This is a genomic window from Ensifer sp. ENS07 (assembly GCF_014852185.1).
In the GTDB taxonomy this organism is placed as follows: Bacteria; Pseudomonadota; Alphaproteobacteria; order Rhizobiales; family Rhizobiaceae; genus Ensifer; species Ensifer adhaerens.
Genome location: NZ_JACVBE010000010.1, coordinates 260,643 through 279,267, shown reverse-complemented (window position 1 = coordinate 279,267; position 18,625 = coordinate 260,643). Strand labels below are relative to the sequence as shown.

At 59.1% G+C, this 18,625-nt stretch carries 20 protein-coding genes and 1 tRNA gene; 8 read left to right on the top strand and 13 right to left on the bottom strand.

Translation table 11 applies throughout. The features are described from left to right. Nucleotides 1–46 precede the first annotated feature (46 nt). From IB277_RS26570 to IB277_RS26530, 9 genes are all read right to left on the bottom strand, one after another. Nucleotides 47–400, bottom strand: a complete 354-nt coding sequence (locus tag IB277_RS26570) for a hypothetical protein (RefSeq protein ID WP_210339670.1) — start codon at nucleotides 398–400, stop codon at nucleotides 47–49. Between the two features lie 29 nt (nucleotides 401–429). After that, nucleotides 430–699 (bottom strand): hypothetical protein, encoded by a 270-nt coding sequence (locus IB277_RS26565; RefSeq protein ID WP_192372028.1) that lies wholly within the window; start codon nucleotides 697–699, stop codon nucleotides 430–432. Nucleotides 700–803: 104 nt separating this feature from the next. After that, nucleotides 804–1,715 (bottom strand): hypothetical protein, encoded by a 912-nt coding sequence (locus IB277_RS37880; protein WP_210339669.1) that lies wholly within the window; start codon nucleotides 1,713–1,715, stop codon nucleotides 804–806. A 270-nt stretch (nucleotides 1,716–1,985) separates the two neighbouring features. After that, nucleotides 1,986–2,189 carry a hypothetical protein gene (locus tag IB277_RS26555; protein ID WP_192372027.1) on the bottom strand — a complete coding sequence of 68 codons (204 nt, stop codon included), beginning with the start codon at nucleotides 2,187–2,189 and terminating at the stop codon, nucleotides 1,986–1,988. 311 nt (nucleotides 2,190–2,500) lie between these two features. After that, complete coding sequence (locus IB277_RS26550; protein ID WP_192372026.1) at nucleotides 2,501–3,709, bottom strand: GGDEF domain-containing protein; 1,209 nt, start codon at nucleotides 3,707–3,709, stop codon at nucleotides 2,501–2,503. Nucleotides 3,710–3,830: 121 nt separating this feature from the next. Further along, on the bottom strand, nucleotides 3,831–5,060 hold the full coding sequence (locus IB277_RS26545; RefSeq protein ID WP_192372025.1) for a type II restriction endonuclease: 1,230 nt from the start codon (nucleotides 5,058–5,060) through the stop codon (nucleotides 3,831–3,833). After that, entirely contained in the window at nucleotides 5,047–5,514 is a 468-nt protein-coding gene (locus tag IB277_RS26540) for a very short patch repair endonuclease (protein WP_192372024.1), read from the bottom strand. The genes IB277_RS26545 and IB277_RS26540 overlap by 14 nt, the downstream gene beginning before the upstream one ends. Then, nucleotides 5,514–6,752 carry a DNA (cytosine-5-)-methyltransferase gene (dcm, locus tag IB277_RS26535; RefSeq protein ID WP_192372023.1) on the bottom strand — a complete coding sequence of 413 codons (1,239 nt, stop codon included), beginning with the start codon at nucleotides 6,750–6,752 and terminating at the stop codon, nucleotides 5,514–5,516. The genes IB277_RS26540 and dcm overlap by 1 nt, the downstream gene beginning before the upstream one ends. 109 nt (nucleotides 6,753–6,861) lie before the next feature. After that, complete coding sequence (locus IB277_RS26530; protein WP_192372022.1) at nucleotides 6,862–7,542, bottom strand: hypothetical protein; 681 nt, start codon at nucleotides 7,540–7,542, stop codon at nucleotides 6,862–6,864. Between the two features lie 80 nt (nucleotides 7,543–7,622). Between IB277_RS26530 and IB277_RS26525 the strand changes: the two genes are divergently transcribed. Next, on the top strand, nucleotides 7,623–7,934 hold the full coding sequence (locus tag IB277_RS26525) for a hypothetical protein (protein ID WP_192372021.1): 312 nt from the start codon (nucleotides 7,623–7,625) through the stop codon (nucleotides 7,932–7,934). 69 nt (nucleotides 7,935–8,003) lie between these two features. On the opposite strand, the gene IB277_RS26520 is transcribed toward IB277_RS26525, so the two are convergent. The 3 genes from IB277_RS26520 to IB277_RS26510 form a co-directional block, all read right to left on the bottom strand. Then, a complete protein-coding gene (locus IB277_RS26520; RefSeq protein WP_210339668.1) occupies nucleotides 8,004–9,512 on the bottom strand; it encodes a hypothetical protein in 1,509 nt (502 codons plus the stop codon). 526 nt (nucleotides 9,513–10,038) lie between these two features. Then, nucleotides 10,039–11,619, bottom strand: coding sequence for a DUF6538 domain-containing protein (locus tag IB277_RS26515; protein ID WP_192372019.1), 1,581 nt, complete (start codon nucleotides 11,617–11,619; stop codon nucleotides 10,039–10,041). Between the two features lie 86 nt (nucleotides 11,620–11,705). Continuing rightward, a tRNA-Ser gene (locus IB277_RS26510) sits at nucleotides 11,706–11,795 on the bottom strand. A gap of 295 nt (nucleotides 11,796–12,090) precedes the next feature. Here IB277_RS26510 and rplU point away from each other — a divergent pair. The 4 genes from rplU (at nucleotide 12,091) to IB277_RS26490 (ending at nucleotide 14,108) form a co-directional block, all read left to right on the top strand. Further along, entirely contained in the window at nucleotides 12,091–12,465 is a 375-nt protein-coding gene (gene rplU / locus IB277_RS26505) for a 50S ribosomal protein L21 (protein ID WP_034802644.1), read from the top strand. Between the two features lie 33 nt (nucleotides 12,466–12,498). Next, nucleotides 12,499–12,768, top strand: a complete 270-nt coding sequence (rpmA, locus tag IB277_RS26500) for a 50S ribosomal protein L27 (protein ID WP_034802646.1) — start codon at nucleotides 12,499–12,501, stop codon at nucleotides 12,766–12,768. 126 nt (nucleotides 12,769–12,894) lie between these two features. Continuing rightward, nucleotides 12,895–13,527 (top strand): GNAT family N-acetyltransferase, encoded by a 633-nt coding sequence (locus IB277_RS26495; RefSeq protein WP_034802649.1) that lies wholly within the window; start codon nucleotides 12,895–12,897, stop codon nucleotides 13,525–13,527. Beyond that, nucleotides 13,524–14,108 (top strand): GNAT family N-acetyltransferase, encoded by a 585-nt coding sequence (locus tag IB277_RS26490; RefSeq protein WP_060586506.1) that lies wholly within the window; start codon nucleotides 13,524–13,526, stop codon nucleotides 14,106–14,108. Before IB277_RS26495 ends, IB277_RS26490 begins: the two co-directional genes overlap by 4 nt. 42 nt (nucleotides 14,109–14,150) lie before the next feature. On the opposite strand, the gene IB277_RS26485 is transcribed toward IB277_RS26490, so the two are convergent. Then, nucleotides 14,151–15,011, bottom strand: a complete 861-nt coding sequence (locus IB277_RS26485; RefSeq protein WP_110818901.1) for an endonuclease/exonuclease/phosphatase family protein — start codon at nucleotides 15,009–15,011, stop codon at nucleotides 14,151–14,153. A 135-nt stretch (nucleotides 15,012–15,146) separates the two neighbouring features. Between IB277_RS26485 and obgE the strand changes: the two genes are divergently transcribed. The 3 genes from obgE to IB277_RS26470 are packed head-to-tail and all read left to right on the top strand — an operon-like array spanning nucleotide 15,147 to nucleotide 18,616. After that, nucleotides 15,147–16,169: a GTPase ObgE gene (gene obgE / locus IB277_RS26480; protein WP_090295280.1), complete on the top strand. Its 1,023-nt coding sequence runs from the start codon at nucleotides 15,147–15,149 to the stop codon at nucleotides 16,167–16,169. 1 nt (nucleotide 16,170) lies between these two features. Next, nucleotides 16,171–17,340 (top strand): glutamate 5-kinase, encoded by a 1,170-nt coding sequence (gene proB / locus IB277_RS26475; protein ID WP_060521426.1) that lies wholly within the window; start codon nucleotides 16,171–16,173, stop codon nucleotides 17,338–17,340. Then, nucleotides 17,333–18,616: a glutamate-5-semialdehyde dehydrogenase gene (locus IB277_RS26470; protein WP_090295457.1), complete on the top strand. Its 1,284-nt coding sequence runs from the start codon at nucleotides 17,333–17,335 to the stop codon at nucleotides 18,614–18,616. Before proB ends, IB277_RS26470 begins: the two co-directional genes overlap by 8 nt. Nucleotides 18,617–18,625: the final 9 nt, after the last annotated feature.

Sequence of the window (18,625 nt, the reverse complement as noted above, 5' to 3'; positions counted from 1 at the left end):
AGACGCCTAAAAATTGCGCCGCGGCGGGAGTGTAACTCCGGTCGGGCTACGCCCTCCCTTCGTCACACCCCCGCCGCCGAGTCTCATCCTGATTGACGCTGAATCTCACCTTGATTGCCGCCGCGCAGGCTGTCAGCTTGTCATCGCGGTCTCGCCACATGCGACCCGTGTTGTACATCCGGGAGAAGTAATGGCTGGTGCTCTCCGAGCCTGTCCGGTGACGCTGGTGTATGCGCTTGTAAAAGGTCTCGTTGGCGGAGCTCGTCGATCCGATATAGCGGAGGAGACCGCGGTGGTCGATCAGACCGTAGAGGCCGCGCAAATCCCGCGGAGCTTCGGCGGTTGGGCGGGGTTCTGCATCCAGAAGCTCGTCCAGAATGCTCTTTGCCGAATGGTCCATTTTTTCCTCACCTTCACCGTGTTGAAAAATCACTTGAAAAAGCGGCGGCGCTGGCGCGCTACTGTAATGACTCGCCCATCGTCACCAATGACGAGATAGGCTTGAAGATATCGCTCCAGTTCAGAGCGTTTTCGGGCATTTCCGTCAGCGGCCAGCTCGATCGAACCGCGATCGAGCAGAACCTTCCTTGCGCCGCCTGGGGCCTTCAGCTCGGCTCCGTACGCGCATATCGTCGCGATGATGTTTGTCGGGATATTGCGTTGAGAGCTGCGCCGGCGGGCATGATCCGTCAATTGCATTGGCGTCCTCGCTTGCGGGAATAGTGAACCGTTCCCCCGCAAGGCTGCGGGCGGCATAGGTTCCAGGAGGCTGTCGAAGGATCGAACCTCAGGGTCCGTGTCGATCAGAGCGTTTTGAGGTCCATTCGACGCCAGTCGATGGCGCTGACGATGCCCCAGTTCCCTTGATCGTTCGCGCGTCTCCATTTGGCGACGGGCATGGACTGCAGCTTGGCCAGAGCCTTCTCGTAATCGTTGAAGCTTTCTTCCGAGCCTTTTTCGCCGATACGATAGAGGCCATTCCGATCTGAATTCGGCAAAAACATTGACCCGTCTCTAGCCACCGGCACAAAGACGGGAACGATCGGTTCGTGCGCATCTTCATCCATAGCGGCGCTGTCGCGTGCAATCGTCGGCAAAAAGCAATCACGCCTTTCGAGCCAGGCTCGTGCGGCCTCATTGGAGAGCATCCCCGCAACGTCTTTCGGCAATTCGGGTGTGCTCCCCGACATCATGTTTCGGATTCGGCTGAGCTTCACTCCGCCGAGCAACGCCAATCCTTCCGCCTCGATCCCCACTCCGTGATCAAGGTTCCATCGAGCCCGTGCCATGGTAAGGGTCGGCAGGATCGGTTCGGCATCGACATCCGGAAGCCACTGCGCAGGCGGGCAGTCAAGAAGAAGCGCTTCGAGTGTCCGCAGGATGGCCTGCACCTTGGCTTCCTCAAGGTAGCCCTGGCCTGTCAGACCGAACATCGCATAAGCAGACAGCCCCGTCAGGTCCGCCCCAAGCTCCGTTTCCAGATAGAACTCTGTTTGTTCGACTGCTTCACGCCAATTTTCGTCGCAGTTATGTAGCTGTGCGAACGCCTTGGACGCCTGTTCCTTTCCCACGATCCGCTCGAGATTGGCCCCAAGCCGGTCCACGAGCGGAACTAACGAGATCGCTGCATCAACATCCGCATCAAACCAGGCACCGAATGCCTCGGCTCTTTCGTCGAACGTCGCGTTTGAATTCAGTGAATGCATTCGAAGCATGCGCTTGTCCTCTCGACCCAGTGATTGAATGACAAACTAGTTCACCGGCCCGGAATGTCAACCGAAAAAGTGAAAGCGTGAATCACTTATTCACCTGCCTGTGCTCGTTTGAGTTACACATAGAGATGGTGGTGTTGCTCAAACCGGATCGACGTTCGGTTTGCGGCCGATGCCGGCCATGTCACAGAAGGCCAGACGCGGACCCATGCCAGTTCATCGAGGTGTGGAATGTAGCGGCGCAGGCTATGAGGAGAGTAATAGCGCCGCACATTATGCGCGCTTTTCTGCAGCGGCGCGCTCAGCCTCGTCCTCAGCGTCGAGCAAATCCCCATGAGGCTTCTTGAGCAGGTCAAAATCAAGAGGCGTGATGACCAGATACTGATTGTTGTCCGGCCAAGTAACCCATTTGCCTTTGCTCAGGACCGTTTCGTACGCCTTCAGCATCGCCAGCTTGGCTTCGATCACCTTGTCCATATGGTCCCTTTTTGGTGGGAGTTGCACACCGAATCGGATGCGCCGGCCCAAAGCTTGCCGATGTCACCGCTTGGGCAAATACCTCGCCAAACTCCGGCTTCAACACGTTGGACCCGGCATCACCGCGACTCTCTGGCAGAACGAGTGTTTCCGGACGGCTGCTTTGGGCCGACTGCGGACGACTATGTCATCTCGTCCCGTCTCGGGAAAAGCGCTAAAAGCGCCAGACTTCGATACGCCAATTGCGCTTCCAACTCGGCGGGAACACCGGGACCGACTGCCCCCGGAGCGGCATTCCGCTTTCCTTGATTCTACGCGATTGAGCGCAGCGCACATGGGGGCGCGGTTGTGAGGCCAGAGGTCTCGAAATCATCCCGAGCGGACGGGCGATGCGCACCTTCGATCACGACCTGGTTGCGGCCCAGGTCTTTGGCGGAATAAAGGGCTCTGTCCGCGCGGTCGATAGCAGTTCTCATTGGCTTGTCTATCCCGTTGATAGCTGCGATGCCGAAGCTGGCCGTAATCCGGCGACCAATACCTTTTGATTGCCAGTCCGTCCTCGCGAGGCGAATTCTGAGCAATTCACCAAGCGCAGCGGCTTCCAAAATTGGTGTGTCGGGCAGGAAGGCGATGAATTCCTCACCGCCGAAACGCGCCGCGCTTCCATCGGTGCCTATGACACGCCCGATCTCAGCCGCGAACTCGATAAGTACCCCATCGCCCGCAGCGTGCCCGAAGTCGTCATTGATTTTCTTGAAGTGATCTATGTCACAAATCACGATCGCACCTTCACGATCGGCCCGGAACTTCCGCTGGGCAACGTGCTCGAAGCCGCGACGGTTCAATAGGCCCGTCAGCGGGTCTCGTTCCGACGCATCCCGGTGGCGATCAATCGCCTTGGATGCCATGGCCCCCAAGGCCGCGAACGGAAACGCCAAGCCGATGGTGATTGTCGTGAGGTGGACGGCCAGATTGTACGTGGAATCCGCGAAATCGGCCAGTTGATCGCTGGATTCAGTGAAGAAGGTGAAAAAAAACGTCCGCGCCAGCGTATCCACAACGATGAGAGCGGCCGTGACAACTAAGGCAATATCAGCAGCGCGGCGGGCTTTCGAGGCGACGGAGAAGACAGCAACGCCAAACACGCAGGCGAACGCGAAATCGGTGAGGAATAGCTGGTGCTTCAGGCTTTCCAGCCCGAAAACGAAGTAGCAAAGGAGTACGGTGTATCCGGCAACGAACAGGCGATGTCCAATTTTCGGGATGGGGACGCAAAAATGCAGCCTTATGGCAATGCTGTAGCAGCAGGCCGCGCCGACAAAGATCATGCCCGACACGAAGGCATCGAATTTCGGCGCGATCGGGAACGTGGAGATTACGAAGCCCAAACCCGCCTGCGCAAACGCAGCACTCCAATGCCACGTGCTTACGATGCCAAGACGCCAGAGGAGGAGGAAAGCGATTGCGACCACCCCGAGGAGGGCGGGAGGCAAAAAGAAAATGATATCGCTGATCCCCATAACGCGCGAACGTCCCAGATTATCGTTTGTCGCGGGTCTTCTTTTAGTTGCAAGGGTTTAAGGTTTTCTTGAATTCATTGGCGCGAGATATCGTCGTGGAGAGAGAAATGCATCGAGATGCTTAGGCTACCCGGACATCACCGATGAATTCTTCCAGAGTCATCAGATGCGGACGAACGGTTTCCGGATACGAGTCGTGTAGGCCGGCCGGCACAACGAGCCGCACCCCTGCCTCGGTCATCTCGGTGAACTGGCTCTGAGATACACCTTCCTGAAGGGTCAAAAGGTGCTTGGTCTGAATACGGTCGGCTTCGTTGATGACCTGACGCCAGCGATCCTTGCACGTAGTCTTGGCCGCGAGCATGCGCAGCCGGCTCGCTGGAAAGGCATGGTCTTCGTAGGCCTGGACATTTGGAAAGAGGAAATCCGGGCGCTTGTTACCTTCAATGACCGGGTTGTGTGCGAAGTTCGTGCCGGACAACAGACCCTCCTCCTCGAAGATCGCGCCCGCATGATACTCGAGGCTCTTGCCCGCCCGTGACTTGCGGCTCTGCAGGATTGTGTTAGCGAGGCCAAGGAACCCGTCGATGGAATGGAACCCCTCGCTGATTGTCGGCATCCAGGTTGCTTGCTCGACACTCTTGAAAATCTCGAACTCGCAGGCCCGACGTCGCATCAGACGAACATCGGCATTTGTCCCCGTTGCCGCCCTGAGCGAAATTGTCTTCTCGATGATCTGGCGTCCCGTCGGGAAGGTGATGAGCCAGTCGGGCGGCATTTCGGCTGGAGCAAGCCAGCATGACTTGCGCGCTGCGGGCAATTGCGCGAACAGGTCCGCTTGGGGCTCGGTTACGCCAGGTCGCCAGATGACAGGTATTTTGGGTTCGACGGGCCCCAGCCGCTCCTCGACCAAATCGGCTTCGGTTCCTTCTCCACCACAAACCCACACATGGCATTCGGGCGGTTCATTTTCGGTCTCTGGTCGGAATGCGAAAACTGCCAGCGCTCCCGTGCTGTCGGCATCGAGCAATGCAGACTGACTGCCCCCGAATCCTGTAAGACGGGTTTCGTTACGGGTACCACCATGAAACTTCTTGTTATACCAAACAGCCCGGATTGTTCGGACATCAGGATGCGAGTCGAGATAAAGCTCGAAATAGATGTCAGGGTTTTCAAGGTCTCGACGATTGATGCTTGGGATGACCTCGAAGAGGAATTCCTTTGGGATGTACGGACCAGCCTGATGCGAGCCGTTGGCGAGGGTGTCGTTCCCGGCCAGGCGCTTGGCGTACCAGATAAAGCCCGGGCGACCGAAGTCGTCCATCCAGTCCGTCAAGTCACCTATTGCCATCTCTTTCCCCCTCGATCTCGGCGGCACCTTTGCCCGATTCGAGCCATACCACAACCTGACCGATAACATCAGTTATCGGCAACCGTGTTTTCCCTTTTAGCGCACATTCCCACACGGTCAGGTGCCGCCACCCGAGTTCGTCGAGTTTCCTTCTAACGTCGATGTCACGCTGCCGATTACGTCCGATCTTCTCGGCCCAGAAATGGACGCGTGACGAGGGCATCCTGAAGAGGTGGCAGTCGTGGCCGTGCCAGTAGCAGCCGTCCACAAAAATGACCGCCCGGAGGCGCGGGAACACGAGGTCCGGTTTCCCCGGGAGACGCTTGTCGTGCAGACGATAACGCCAGCCGAGGGCAAACAGCGCCTTCCGGATCAGTGTCTCCGGTTTGGTGTCCTTCCCCCGAATTCCTGACATCATCAGGCTGCGTTTCTCCGGGGTGACTATGTCGATCATCAGGCCCGCTTTCTGACGACCTCTTTGCGGGCGTCGAGAATGTAGGGCTTCATGAGCTGCGCAACCGCCTCGACAGCAGGAACCGCGACGGAATTCCCGAACTGGCGGTAGGCCTGCGTATCCGATACGGGGATTATGAAGTCGCTTTGTCCTGGAAGGTCAAAGCCCATAAGCCGTGCGCACTCCCGCGGCGTCAGCCGGCGCGGGTTCCGTCCGTCACCTCTGGAGATGAGGATTTCCGATCCGTCCTTGTGGTAACGAGCCGAGAGCGTGCGGGCGACCCCTTCCGCGCCGAACAGGCCGAATCCGAAGCCGTTGCCTTTTGCTTTATGCTTGTCGGCATAGGCCTGAAGGTAGGCCCAGAGCTTGTCGCTCAATGTGTACTTGTCAGACACCCGGCCGATATTGCCATCCGTGAACGGCTTCTCGGGGGCTTCCTCGCCATTTTCCGGGTGCAGGATCGTCTTGAGGGTCGGTCCCTTCATAACGTCGGGTACAACAAGGTCCTCGAAATCGAAACCGCATTCGTCCCTGAAGCCGACAATGAAAATGCGTTCGCGGTGCTGCGGCAACCAGGACTTGGCATCCAGTATCCTGCACTGGATCGTATAGCCAAGCTCGTTTTCCAGCACGTTCCGGATGACCTTGAAGGTCTGCCCCTTATCGTGGTTGACTAGGTTCTTTACGTTTTCGAGCAGGAACGCCTTTGGACGATGAAAGGCAAGGATGCGTTTGATATCGAAGAACAGCGTTCCCTGCGTCTCGCAGGCGAAGCCATGGGGTCGGTTTAAGGCGTTCTTCTTGGAGACGCCCGCTATCGAGAACGGCTGGCACGGGAAACCGGCCAACAGGACGTCGTGAGGCGGGATGTCCTCCTCGCACAGTTTCGTAATGTCCGGATAGATGTCGTGGTTATCCTCCGGGTAATTTGCCCGATACGTCTCCTGCGAATGCTTGTCACGCTCACACGTGAAAACGCACTTTCCGCCGATCGCATCGAAACCGCGACGAAGCCCTCCAATCCCAGCGAACAGATCGATGAAAGTAAAGGAATGTTCGGAGGCCGACTCGGCGCACCGCTCGTTTCGAACAGTCTCTAGGGAGTCCATAACAACCTTACGGGGAACGTTCTTCCCCGACTCCCAGCGGTAGACCTGACGTTCGGTATAGCCCAATCGTTCGGCCGTTTCGGGGATACCCAGCCCAGTCTTCTGACGGAGGGCGGAAAAATCACTCATGAATCACCTCGACGTTCTCTGGGAGACTTTCTGACATTAGGGCAGGAAGTTATCCATAGAACATAACAAGAACAAAAAGATGTCAACTGTTTTTATCCCGCGTGCCTTTTCAAAGCGCGATGCTGGATTTTCCTACTATCCGACGCAGGTCTTCGCCGAATGAGGTAAACGGTCGGCACAGAGCTTTCCCGTTGATGTTCACGTTGAACTGCGTCGTTCCTTCCGAAGCGAGATGTGCAATCAGGTCATTGTAGGTCGACAATGGCATATAGATTGCGGAGAAACTCATTCGCTTGAAAAGTGCCATCCTGCTCGTTGTATGAAATTCACGGAAGTTTCGGAAGAACCCGAAGCCGATACCTTCGATGGAATTGGCGGAGTAGAGCAGCCGCTCCTTAGCGGCTTCGGTTTTCACCGAGATGATTATGTTTGTGGGTGCGCAAGGGATCAAAATGTCCCCCAGGGCCTTCAGTTCCTGAAGCTTGCCCCGATTGAGATGAACATGTCCGGGCATCTGCCATATTGGCCATCCGTCGGCACCCAAAGACATCTCCTCGATGCCTTCGTTGGATAGGACTTCACTGCAGAAGTGCTCCATGACGGTACCCCCGACGCCCGCGTATTTCTGAACCGGCGGGAAGGCGAACATTGGTCCAGCACTCGGGTGCTGGACCAAATAAGCTTCGTGCACGTTGGTGCAATCGATTTTCTGCCCCAGAGTTACCTCGCAAAGATGGACAATCGCAGTTGCCCGGGACCGACCACCCCCGACGAGATATTCCGTTTGCATCCGTGCTGGGCTTCCTAGTGGTGAAAATCTGACGCTTAGTACCCGTTGCAAGACGTGATTCGAGGAAGGACACCACAGACATGATTGCCGATGAGGAACTCGATCATCTACGATCTCTACCCACCGCCAGCGAACGCTGTTGGGCGTTCAACGCCCTGCCGCAAGTAAAGCAGGAGAAATGGCGCATCTATCGGCGGATCAAGTTCCTGATCGACCATCTCGGCATCAACCCCGAGAATGCGAAGATTGAAACTTACGGCTACTTCTACAACCGGGGGGATCGTGAGTTGGCGAAGTACAACTGGCATCCTAAGGAAGGCAAGGGCGACATATACGCCCGCCCGGACAAGACGATGCCGCTGGTCAAGGATACGACCATGATCGACTTCTGACGGCCTAGAACGGACCTGCGACGCCGATACCAAGTGTAAGATTTTTCCCACTAGCCCCTCCAGATGCAGTCAAACCGTTTGGACGACTGCTGATCCATCTTTTTCACCATGCATCAGCTGGCTTCCACGTTGGCGGATTTCGCGTGTGATCTGCTTTCGTGCTTCATCTTGCTTCCATGCCTTCTGTCGATCTTCCATTGCCTTTCTCATGAACTCCGGCATGGGACGACGTTTGACACCTAGCTCTTCCGCCTTCGATACTTCCTTACGTTCTACCACTAATGAAGACTCCGTTTCGAAGGACAGGGAAGACACGGACTTCGAAGTGTGTGGTTCTTGGTTCTGCAGTACGGAATCGCCCGGTACCGAAGTCCTATATTTGACCTCGGTGGGTGTGGTGGAGGGCGGGTTGTGAAGGTGTGGTGAATCCAGAAGCCAAGTCTCTGATTTTGTTGAATCAGAAGTCGCAACGGACTTCACGGAGCAGACACCCGAGTTCGACCGTCCGACGAACTTCTCGTACGCAGCCTTCATCGTCCTGACGAGGTTCTTCACCTGTCCAGCGGGAACGATAAAACTGTCGTGAATCGGGAGGCACGGGACCCCCCTGCGGACCGTCATCTCACGGAGAACGTACTCTGCCATCTTCGCGTCGAGGTTCTGCAACTCCAGTCCGATGCCCGAATGAAAGTACTTCTCGACCAGAGCATGACGGGCCTTCATCACGGCGATCAGCTTGGCGGCGAGTTTCCTATCCAGTCCCTTCTTTTCGAGGTAGTTCGCAACGGCTCCCTTAGCGGCCAAATAGCCCTCGGCGTTAACGATGATGAAGAACGCCCGCTTCGCCACGTTCCTCGGAAAGCCTTCGATAATATAGGGATCGCCGACGAGTTTCTTCTTCGCCCAGGCATAGATGATCCTGGCGTGCAGGTAGTCGTAGTCAACTTCCTCGGTACGCTCGCCGTCAATCAGGATGGTATGCCTGTGGCGGCCGCGCATGGTTTGCCAGAACCCGGCATAGAAACGTCCGCCCGATGTCCAGACACCTTGGTTGAAGACGCGGTGCATGGCGGTCGCCGAGGTCGAGAACACGCGGTCCTCGATACGGGTCCACTGTCCGTCGGTGACCACGCCTTCGCCCTCGACGGTGAAGCGGGTCTTCTTGAGGACGTCGTTGACCTTCTCGAGAACGTATCGGCTGTCCCGTGTCTGAGGCGTGTCCTTGTAAGCCAGCATGTCGCCGTTCTTGTCGCGCAGGATGATTGTCTCCCCGCGCTTGCGGTTCAGCTTCGGCATCTCGAAGGTGACGAGCATCGGGTTCGGCAGATAGGAGGACTGGATGCCTCGCTTGCCCGCCGGCCGCCTGTCGTGTTCGATCAGGATGCCCTTGGCGACCAGAGCGTCCACCGCCTTGATGATAGTGCTGCGTCGGAACGCTGGACCGGTATACCGAGCGCGGTTCTGCCAGTAGGCTTCGCGCCTCGAATAGGAGATGCGGCGGCCGGGATAGAGATGGGCCGAAATGATGGCGTCGGCCGTCAGAGCGTCCACTACTTCCTGCTCGGAGACGGTCTTCATCACTGGGACATCGAGGACCTTCTTGAGTTCCTCGGAGGGCATACGCCAGGACATGCCGACGGGACGGTGCCTCGTCAGTTCCTTGCGCCATTCGCCGTCAAGGGAGAGTTCGGGTAGGACGTAGGCCCCTGCGACGACCTCACACTGATCTCCGGAGCTTACGTGCTCGTCGGATTTGTCAACATTTTTGATTGTAGGGTCAGGCGGTAGTGTCGAGCGGGTCGGGATATGTCCCGACCTCGGGCTCACCGATTAAGGTGGGGGGTCTTTACAGCAATTTCGCCAACAGCGATGATCATATGGCAACTCCGAAAAAACACCACTGAGGGTTCCCGCCCTGCGACGTGGTGTTTTTTTATGGTCATGCGAGGCAGAGTCCGGGTCAAGCGCCGAAAATACGTTCCGCATACGAAACGAATTGATTGGCGTCATGTGCAGGCACATGACGCTCTCCACGATTCCCCACCGCCCTCGCAGGGGCATCGCGGGTTTCATCGCCGGCGCGCAAGCGCTCGGACGATGTCGGTTATTCAATTTCAAAGCTTGGAAACTTCGCTATTTCATGCGCCAAAACGCTAGGCTTAAAGCCGCCATACGCTTCCCCTTCGGTCGCTGGAGTATGGCCTTGCATGTAGTCACGCGCGCCAACATCCATATAAACGCCACGAGCCTCAGTCTTGAAAAAATGACGCCAAGCGTGGTTTGGCCTTATCCTGTCGTCATCCACACCGAGTTTCCTGACCCAATCCGCCAGTCGCTCACCGACCTTGTTGTATTGCGGATTACCTTTGGTGCCGCCACGATGTCGAGATGGGTCATAGAACAAGGGGCCTTTCCGCCTTGCCTGAACAAAGGCCAAGAATCCCTGTTCTATGAGGTGTGAATGGATGGCGACAAAGCGTGGATTTCGGTTCTTTGTCGCTCCAGCCTCTGGCGTGATCCAGATTAGCGAGTGCCCATCATGCACTTGAATATCTTCTTTGCGTAGCTGCGCGATTTCGCCCACTCTGGCTCCTGTGTAAGCACATAACCAAGGAACCCAACGATATGCTGCCTTCATCTCGGATGAACATCTTGCGGGCGGCATAGCAAGCGCGCCTTTCAAGATCGTCGTTGCTTCATCGATTGTAAACCACTTCTGACGGGTCGTCGTCTTGTGTGGAGCCGCGACAGTAATTCCATCTAGGGGATTTACCTGAATCCGCCTGTTTCCTTTCGCCCAAGTGCATGTTGCTCTGAGGCATGCAAGGTGGCCGTCTCTGACGTAGACAGCGCTCAAGCCCCGTTTCAGAAGACGATCTTTCCAGTCGACCACCCAGTCACCCGTCAAATCGCGGATATCTGGCACTTCGGCCGCTACCTTTGCAATTATCCCCTTCCACTTCTTATAAGTTGACGCGGCCTGTTGCTTCTCGGAGAAGAAATCCTCGAAAACCTGGAGCAGGCCGTATTTTCCGGAATCCTCATGATTGTTTTCCGTCGGAACTTTCTTCGGCGCGAGTTCAAGTTGGGGAAATCGATCCGCATCAGGATCGGGACGATAATCTCCGGTCGAGAGCTTCAGCAGATGTTCTTTTGCCTGCATCACCGCATAGGCGACGGCGTTGCGGAGGAGTGTCATGCTCAGGTCATCGACACGATAACCGTGGCGATTAAGATAGTCATTGATCGCCCGGTCATTACGGCGAACCTTGTATGTTTCCATGACACGGTCGAAAAGAGCGTCGTTCTTAGTCAACTGGACGACTTGCACTTTCTCCGGACGAAGATGCAGATGATCAGCGATCAGGGATGCTTTCCGAATACGAGGCGATCCTGGATCGTCCTCGTTTTCGGCGATCATCGCACGATAGATTTCCCCGGACATGGCAACAGCCTGCTTTTGCGAAAGGGAAATCACGCCGGCAGATAGCTGCCGCCATCGGGCTTCGGTGTCCGCCAGTATCCGGGCATGCGCGATCTTGGCTTCTTGGGGATCACGTGTGCCGAGACTGACCTTCTCCTCTTTCTTTCCGATTAAGGGAATCAGATGTTCGGGCACGCGTTTTCGAAATTGATAGATGCCAGTCGTTGGGTGCTTTATTGGACGAGACATTTTCAGGACCATGTGGACCGCCTTTGTGTACCAAAGCGGCGGTTACAAATCCCTTAAAACTCAAGGTCTTGAGCGTTTTCAACGACTTTTGCGATTTATGGCGGAGAGGGTGGGATTCGAACCCACGGTACGGTTGCCCGTACGCCGCATTTCGAGTGCGGTGCTTTCGACCACTCAGCCACCTCTCCGCTTTGCTGGTCGGCGCTTGTTCGGCGCGGTCGGGTTCATAGCGGCAGATTCGGGTGCTGGCAAGGGCCTTGTTTGAAGAATATGTAACGGCCTCGTTGCTTTCGCCTTGACACGCCTGTGCAAATCCTTGTAATCCGCGCAATGAAGTGGTGTGGCCTAGCTTCACCGCAGCGGGTGCGATTTGCGCCCATTCACCGGTGGATATCCGAAAAGGAGATCCACTCAACTGTCGACTGAGAAAAAGACGGCCTTGTCTTCGTGCAGAGAGCCGGATCGAACATGAAAGGATAAAAAATGTTCGCAGTCATCAAGACCGGCGGTAAGCAGTACCGCGTGGCCGCCAACGACGTCCTCACCATCGAAAAGCTGGAAGGCGTTGCAGGCGACAAGATCGAATTCACCGAGATCCTGATGGTCGGCGTTGGCGCCGATGCAACCATCGGTGCTCCGTTTGTCGAAGGCGCCGTTGTCAGCGCTGAAGTTGTTGAGCAGGGTCGCGCCAAGAAGGTCATCGCCTTCAAGAAGCGTCGCCGCCAGAACTCCAAGCGCTCGCGCGGTCACCGCCAGCACCAGACGACCGTCCGCATCCTGGACATCGCTGCTGCCGGTGGCAAAGCAAAGAAGGCTTCGAAGAAGTCTGAAGCTGCCGCTGAAGCCGCTGCAAACTGAGTTCAGGGATCTAAGGTTTAAAGGAGAACACCAATGGCACACAAAAAAGCTGGCGGTTCGTCGCGTAACGGTCGCGATTCTGAGTCCAAGCGCCTTGGCGTGAAGAAGTTCGGCGGCGAGAACGTCATTGCAGGCAACATTATCGTGCGCCAGCGCGGTACGAAGTGGCATCCGGGCGCCAATGTCGGCCTCGGTAAGGACCACACGATTTTTGCACTTACGGCCGGCAACGTGGACTTCCGTACGAAGGCCAATGGCCGCGTGTACGTGTCTGTAATGCCGAAAGCCGAAGCAGCGGAATAAGCCGGTAGCGCTCTAAAACAGCCGGCGTCTCATCGACCCGGCTGACGCACCTGATGGTTCCAAGCCAGACTTCAAAGGGGAGATGGGGCAATACCCAACTCCCCTTTTTCGTTTCTGGAGGAAACCATGCAAACCGAGTTGTTGAGGGAAGACCAATCCCGGTCTCCCGAGCAGAGGCTGAGGCCCCAACGGTCAAGGACCGATTGCCCGATATTGTTGTCACCCCGGCTCGTTCTGCGCGCGCCCCATGAAGACGATATCGACGCCCTTGCCCATCTTGCCAACAATGCCAATGTCGCGACCATGGTTTCGCGCATGCCGCACCCGTATACGACGGCCGATGCCGCCGACTTCGTGCGACGCGCGAAAGCCGGCACGATTGGCAAGTGCGTCTACGCGATTACCAAAGCGGACAATGGCGCATTTCTCGGTTGTTGCGGTATCGAGCCGCATCCCGATGGCAAGACGGCGGAGCTCGGCTATTGGCTGGGCGAGCCCTATTGGAACCAGGGCTATGCCACCGAGGCCGCCCAGGTCCTGACCGACATGGCCTTCCGCACCCGCGACATCGACCAGATCGATGCGCGCTGCCGGGTCATGAACTTGGCATCGCGCCGGGTCATCCAGAAGTGCGGTTTCCAGTTCCAGGGCAGCGGCATGGTCGGCAGCCTGGCGCTCGGCGGCTCGATCGCCGTCGAATGGTACCGACTCGACCGCAAGACCTGGGTCTCCTTGAGAAGCTGGGGAGGCATGCGATGAACGCGCTCGCTTCCGAACGCCAGCGGATCGTTGCCCGCCCCGGTCCCGGCCCCTGCCCGGTCATCGAGACCAAGCGCCTGGTCCTGCGCCCGCATCGGCGAAACGACGCCGAGGCGATCGCCCAGTCGCTCGGCGATTTCCAGGTGGCGCGCATGCTGGCGCGCGTTCCCGCGCCCTACGATCAGCAGGACGCGCTCGACTGGCTGACGGCGCAGACTTCAGGTTTGACGCCAGACTGGACCTTCGCCGTCACCACCGGTGACGACGTGCACATCGGCTGCGTCGGCATCGAGCTCCGCCACGGCCAATGGCATGTCGGCTACTGGCTGAACCGCTTCTACTGGGGCAAGGGCTTTGCCTCGGAGGCTGCCTATGCGGCGGTCGAGCGCTTCTTCCGCCGCATGCCCGAAACGACCCTGCATTCCGGCGTCTTTGCCGACAATCCGGGATCGCTGAAGGTGCAGGAGAAGATCGGCTTCCAGATCACCGGCTGCGCCCAGGTCTATGCGCTCGCGCGCAACGCCATGGTCGCCCATATCGAGACGCGGCTGACCGCCGCCGATCTGCGCCGACCGCACTAGAGAACATCCCCGCGAAGCTCGGGCTTCGCGGGGACTTTTTTGTCATGCGAGCGTGAAACCGACAGGCAGGTGGTCGGAACCCTTGGCCTCATAGTCGGTCCAGGCATCGATGAGACGAGACGCAAGGCCGGCGCTCAAGAAACAATAGTCGAGATGCATGCGTTTTTCGGGGTTTTCGGGATGGATCCAGCTATAGCTTTCAGGCGTCAGGCGGCCGAGATGGGCAAGCGCATCGACCGGATTCTCAAGCCGCAGCGAACGGCCGTAGAAGGCGTCGCGCGAGCCCGTCATCGCGCAGTATTCCGGCGTCTCCGGCTCCATGTTGAAATCGCCCATGACGATGAAGTCCTCCGGATGCGGCGGCTCGGCCATGCCGAAATCGGCCGCCCCGGTGATCGCGCCGCCTTCGAGCGGATAACCGAGCAGCCGGTCCTTGAGATAACGGATCTGGGCAATACGCTCGGCCGGCAGCACATGATCGAGATGCACGGAATAGACCCGGAGCGGACCGGCGGGCGTTGCGATCAGCGCTTCCGTCGCCCCGCGCTGCAGGTTCATCGGGCTGATCGTGCGGGTGCGCGGCAAGGGGATGAGCCGGGTTGCAAGGATCGGCCAGCGCGACAGGATCATGTTGCCGAACTGGAAGCGCCGGCTGACGGCGCGTCCATCCTCGATCGCCGAACCGATGTCGATGTCGCAAGGCGCGTGGAAGGCCGCGAAATGGCCAGGAAACAGCTTCTCGAAGCGGGTGACGAGATCGACATGGCCGTTGCGGTGGAAGCCGCGCGTCACTTCCTGAAGCGCGATGATGTCGGCGTCCCCGATCGAGGCGGCGATACGCTCGGGATCGAAGCGGCCGTCGAGGCCGATGCCGTATTGGATGTTGTAGCTAACGAACCGCACGATATTCTTTGACCTCCGAATAAACCGCCTATATCGATGGCGGCAAATTACAGCGCCGCGCATCCTTTAGGACCTGCAAAGGTCGCTGTAACACTTTCTAAGACCGCGCACTTACACCGAACAGATGGCAGCCCAATGAAATTTCTCGACGAAACGAAAGTCTATATCCGCTCCGGCGACGGTGGCGCAGGCGCCGTCTCGTTCCGGCGCGAGAAGTTCATCGAGTTCGGCGGACCGGACGGCGGCGACGGCGGCCGCGGCGGAGACGTCTGGGTGGAGGCCGTCAACGGCCTGAACACGCTCATCGACTTCCGTTACCAACAGCACTTCAAGGCCAAGACCGGCCAGCACGGCATGGGCCGCAACCGCACCGGCGCCGGCGGCGACGACGTGACGCTGAAGGTCCCGGTCGGCACCCAGATCTTCGAGGAAGACAACGAGACGCTGATCGTCGACATGGTCGCCGAGGGCCAGCGCTATCGGCTGGCCGCCGGCGGCAATGGCGGCTTCGGCAACGCCCGCTTCAAGTCCGCGACCAACCAGGCGCCGAACTGGGCCAACCCCGGTCTCGAGGGCGACGAGAAGACGCTCTGGCTGCGGCTGAAGCTGATCGCCGATGCCGGTCTCGTCGGTCTGCCGAACGCCGGCAAGTCGACCTTCCTTGCCGCCTGCACGCGCGCTCGCCCGAAGATCGCCAACTATCCGTTCACGACGCTGCATCCCAATCTCGGCGTCGCCACCATCGACGGCAACGAGTTCATTATCGCCGACATTCCCGGCCTGATCGAAGGTGCGCATGAAGGTGTGGGCATCGGCGACCGCTTCCTCGGCCATGTCGAGCGCACGCGCGTGCTGCTGCACCTCGTCTCCGCCCAGGAGGAAGATGTCGCCAAGGCCTATAAGACGGTCAGGCACGAGCTCGAAGCCTATGGCGGCGGGCTGGAAGACAAGCCGCAGATCGTCGCGCTGTCGCAGATCGACGTGCTCGACGAGGACGAGCTGAAGATAAAAGCCAAGGCGCTGGCCAAGGCCTGCGGCGAGCAGCCCCTGCTGCTCTCTGCCGCCGTCGGCAAGGGCATGACCGAAGCGCTGCGAGCGTTGCGCAGCGTCATCGTCGCCGCCAAGGCCGGTGAAGGCTATGGCGAGGAGAACCTCTGAGATGACCAAGACCCGCAAGCCGCTTTTGAAGTATCGCCGGGTCGTCATCAAGATCGGGTCGGCATTGCTGGTCGACCGCGCCACCGGGCTGAAGAAGGCCTGGCTTGACGCCATGTGCGCCGACATCGCCGGCCTGAAGGCCAAGGGCGTCGAAGTGCTGGTCGTCTCCTCGGGCGCGATCGCGCTCGGCCGTACCGTGCTCAACCTGCCGGCAGGTGCCCTGAAGCTCGAAGAGAGCCAGGCGGCCGCCGCCGTCGGCCAGATTGCGCTCGCGCGCGCCTGGTCGGAGAGCCTTTCGACCGATGCCATCGTCGCCGGACAGGTGCTGCTGACACTCGGCGACACGGAAGAGCGCCGCCGCTACCTCAACGCCCGCGCCACCATCAACCAGCTGCTGAAACTCGGCGCCGTGCCGATCATCAACGAGAATGATACGGTCGCGACCACAGAAATCCGCTATGGCGACAACGATCGCCTCGCCGCCCGTGTCGCCACTATGGTCGGCGCCGATTTGCTGGTGCTGCTCTCCGATATCGATGGGCTCTACACGGCCCCGCCGCATCTCGACCCGAACGCCCGCTTCCTCGAAACGATCGCCGAGATCACCCCTGAGATCGAGGCCATGGCCGGGGGTGCGGCATCCGAGCTTTCGCGCGGTGGCATGCGCACCAAGATCGATGCCGGCAAGATCGCCACGACCGCCGGCTGCGCCATGATCATCGCCTCAGGCAAGCCGAACCATCCGCTGGCGGCGATCGAGGACGGCGCCCGTTCGTCCTGGTTCGCACCATCAGGCTCGCCGGTGACCGCGCGCAAGACCTGGATTGCCGGGCAATTGCTACCGGCCGGAACGCTTGCCGTCGATGCCGGTGCCGAAGAGGCGCTGCGCTCGGGCAAGAGCCTGCTGCCGGCCGGCGTCCGTGACGTGACGGGCAGCTTCAGCCGCGGTGACACCATCGCCATTCTCGGCACCTCCGGCCGGGAGATCGCCCGTGGTCTTGCCGGCTACGATGCCGACGAAGCCCGCCAGATCGCCGGCAAGAAATCGGCCGAGATCGCCGCGATCCTCGGCTATGCCGGCCGCGCCGCCATGGTGCACCGCGACGATATGGTGATGACCGGAAAACGCGCTGAGGCCGAGGGCAGCCGGAAGGATGAAGTCCATGCTTGACGAGGTGAAAAACAAGGGCGACGTCGAGACCGTCATGCTGGAGATCGGCCGCAACGCCAAGGCCGCCAGCCGACCGCTTGCCATCGCCAGCGCCGAACGCAAGCACGCCGCCCTGATCGCCATGGCCGATGCGATCGTCGCCCGCACGGACGAGATCCTCTCGGCCAATGCGATCGACCTTGAAAACGCCCGCGAAAGCGGCGTCGCCGCCTCTTTCATCGACCGCCTGACGCTGAGCGAAGGCCGCATCCGCGACATGGCAAACGGCATTCGCGCGATTGCCGAGTTCAAGGATCCGGTCGGTGACATCATTGCCGAATGGGACCGGCCGAACGGCCTGCACATCGAGCGCGTGCGTACGCCGCTCGGCGTCATTGGCGTCATCTATGAAAGCCGGCCGAACGTGACGGCTGATGCCGGCGCGCTGTGCCTCAAGGCCGGCAACGCCGTGATCCTGCGCGGCGGCTCCGACAGCTTCCATTCCTCCGGCGCGATCCATGCCTGCCTCGTCGAAGGGCTGAAGGCCGCCGGCCTGCCGGAACATGCGATCCAGATGGTGCCGGTCTCTGACCGCGCGGCCGTCGGCGCCATGCTCTCGGGTCTTGGCGGCACGATTGATGTGATTGTACCGCGCGGTGGCAAGAGCCTCGTTGCCCGGGTGCAGAACGAAGCGCGCGTGCCGGTCTTTGCCCATCTCGAAGGCCTCTGCCACATCTATGTCGATGCCTCTGCCGATCTAGCCATGGCGGAAAAGATCGTCGTCAACGCCAAGATGCGCCGCACCGGCATCTGCGGTGCTGCCGAAACACTGCTGATCGACCGCAACGACGCCGACCGACTGGTCAAGCCGCTGCTGAACGCCCTGCTGTCAGCGGGCTGCGAAGTACGCGTCTCCGACGAGCTCTCAGGCGCGGTCGACGGCCTGAAGGAAGCGACCGACGAGGATTGGGCAACGGAATATCTCGACGCCATCATCTCGGTGAAGCTGGTCGACGGGATCTCCGGTGCGATCGAGCACATCGGCACCTGGTCGTCGGCCCACACGGAGGCCGTCATCGCTGAGGATCCCGAGGTCGTCGAGCGTTTCTTCTCGGAGATCGATTCCGCGATCTTGCTGCATAACGCCTCGACCCAGTTTGCCGATGGCGGCGAATTCGGCATGGGCGGTGAAATCGGCATCGCCACGGGCAAGATGCATGCGCGCGGACCGGTCGGCGTCGAACAGCTGACCTCTTTCAAGTATCGGGTGCGTGGTGCTGGACAGGTCAGGCCCTGAGGTGACGGC

Bases quoted from the DNA above. Each gene is read 5' to 3' on its own strand.
- IB277_RS26570 (WP_210339670.1), bottom strand. From the start codon at position 400: ATGGACCATTCGGCAAAGAGCATTCTGGACGAGCTTCTGGATGCAGAA.
- IB277_RS26565 (WP_192372028.1), bottom strand. From the start codon at position 699: ATGCAATTGACGGATCATGCCCGCCGGCGCAGCTCTCAACGCAATATC.
- IB277_RS37880 (WP_210339669.1), bottom strand. From the start codon at position 1,715: ATGCTTCGAATGCATTCACTGAATTCAAACGCGACGTTCGACGAAAGA.
- IB277_RS26555 (WP_192372027.1), bottom strand. From the start codon at position 2,189: ATGGACAAGGTGATCGAAGCCAAGCTGGCGATGCTGAAGGCGTACGAA.
- IB277_RS26550 (WP_192372026.1), bottom strand. From the start codon at position 3,709: ATGGGGATCAGCGATATCATTTTCTTTTTGCCTCCCGCCCTCCTCGGG.
- IB277_RS26545 (WP_192372025.1), bottom strand. From the start codon at position 5,060: ATGGCAATAGGTGACTTGACGGACTGGATGGACGACTTCGGTCGCCCG.
- IB277_RS26540 (WP_192372024.1), bottom strand. From the start codon at position 5,514: ATGATCGACATAGTCACCCCGGAGAAACGCAGCCTGATGATGTCAGGA.
- dcm (WP_192372023.1), bottom strand. From the start codon at position 6,752: ATGAGTGATTTTTCCGCCCTCCGTCAGAAGACTGGGCTGGGTATCCCC.
- IB277_RS26530 (WP_192372022.1), bottom strand. From the start codon at position 7,542: ATGCAAACGGAATATCTCGTCGGGGGTGGTCGGTCCCGGGCAACTGCG.
- IB277_RS26525 (WP_192372021.1), top strand. From the start codon at position 7,623: ATGATTGCCGATGAGGAACTCGATCATCTACGATCTCTACCCACCGCC.
- IB277_RS26520 (WP_210339668.1), bottom strand. From the start codon at position 9,512: ATGAAGACCGTCTCCGAGCAGGAAGTAGTGGACGCTCTGACGGCCGAC.
- IB277_RS26515 (WP_192372019.1), bottom strand. From the start codon at position 11,619: ATGGTCCTGAAAATGTCTCGTCCAATAAAGCACCCAACGACTGGCATC.
- rplU (WP_034802644.1), top strand. From the start codon at position 12,091: ATGTTCGCAGTCATCAAGACCGGCGGTAAGCAGTACCGCGTGGCCGCC.
- rpmA (WP_034802646.1), top strand. From the start codon at position 12,499: ATGGCACACAAAAAAGCTGGCGGTTCGTCGCGTAACGGTCGCGATTCT.
- IB277_RS26495 (WP_034802649.1), top strand. From the start codon at position 12,895: ATGCAAACCGAGTTGTTGAGGGAAGACCAATCCCGGTCTCCCGAGCAG.
- IB277_RS26490 (WP_060586506.1), top strand. From the start codon at position 13,524: ATGAACGCGCTCGCTTCCGAACGCCAGCGGATCGTTGCCCGCCCCGGT.
- obgE (WP_090295280.1), top strand. From the start codon at position 15,147: ATGAAATTTCTCGACGAAACGAAAGTCTATATCCGCTCCGGCGACGGT.
- proB (WP_060521426.1), top strand. From the start codon at position 16,171: ATGACCAAGACCCGCAAGCCGCTTTTGAAGTATCGCCGGGTCGTCATC.
- IB277_RS26470 (WP_090295457.1), top strand. From the start codon at position 17,333: ATGCTTGACGAGGTGAAAAACAAGGGCGACGTCGAGACCGTCATGCTG.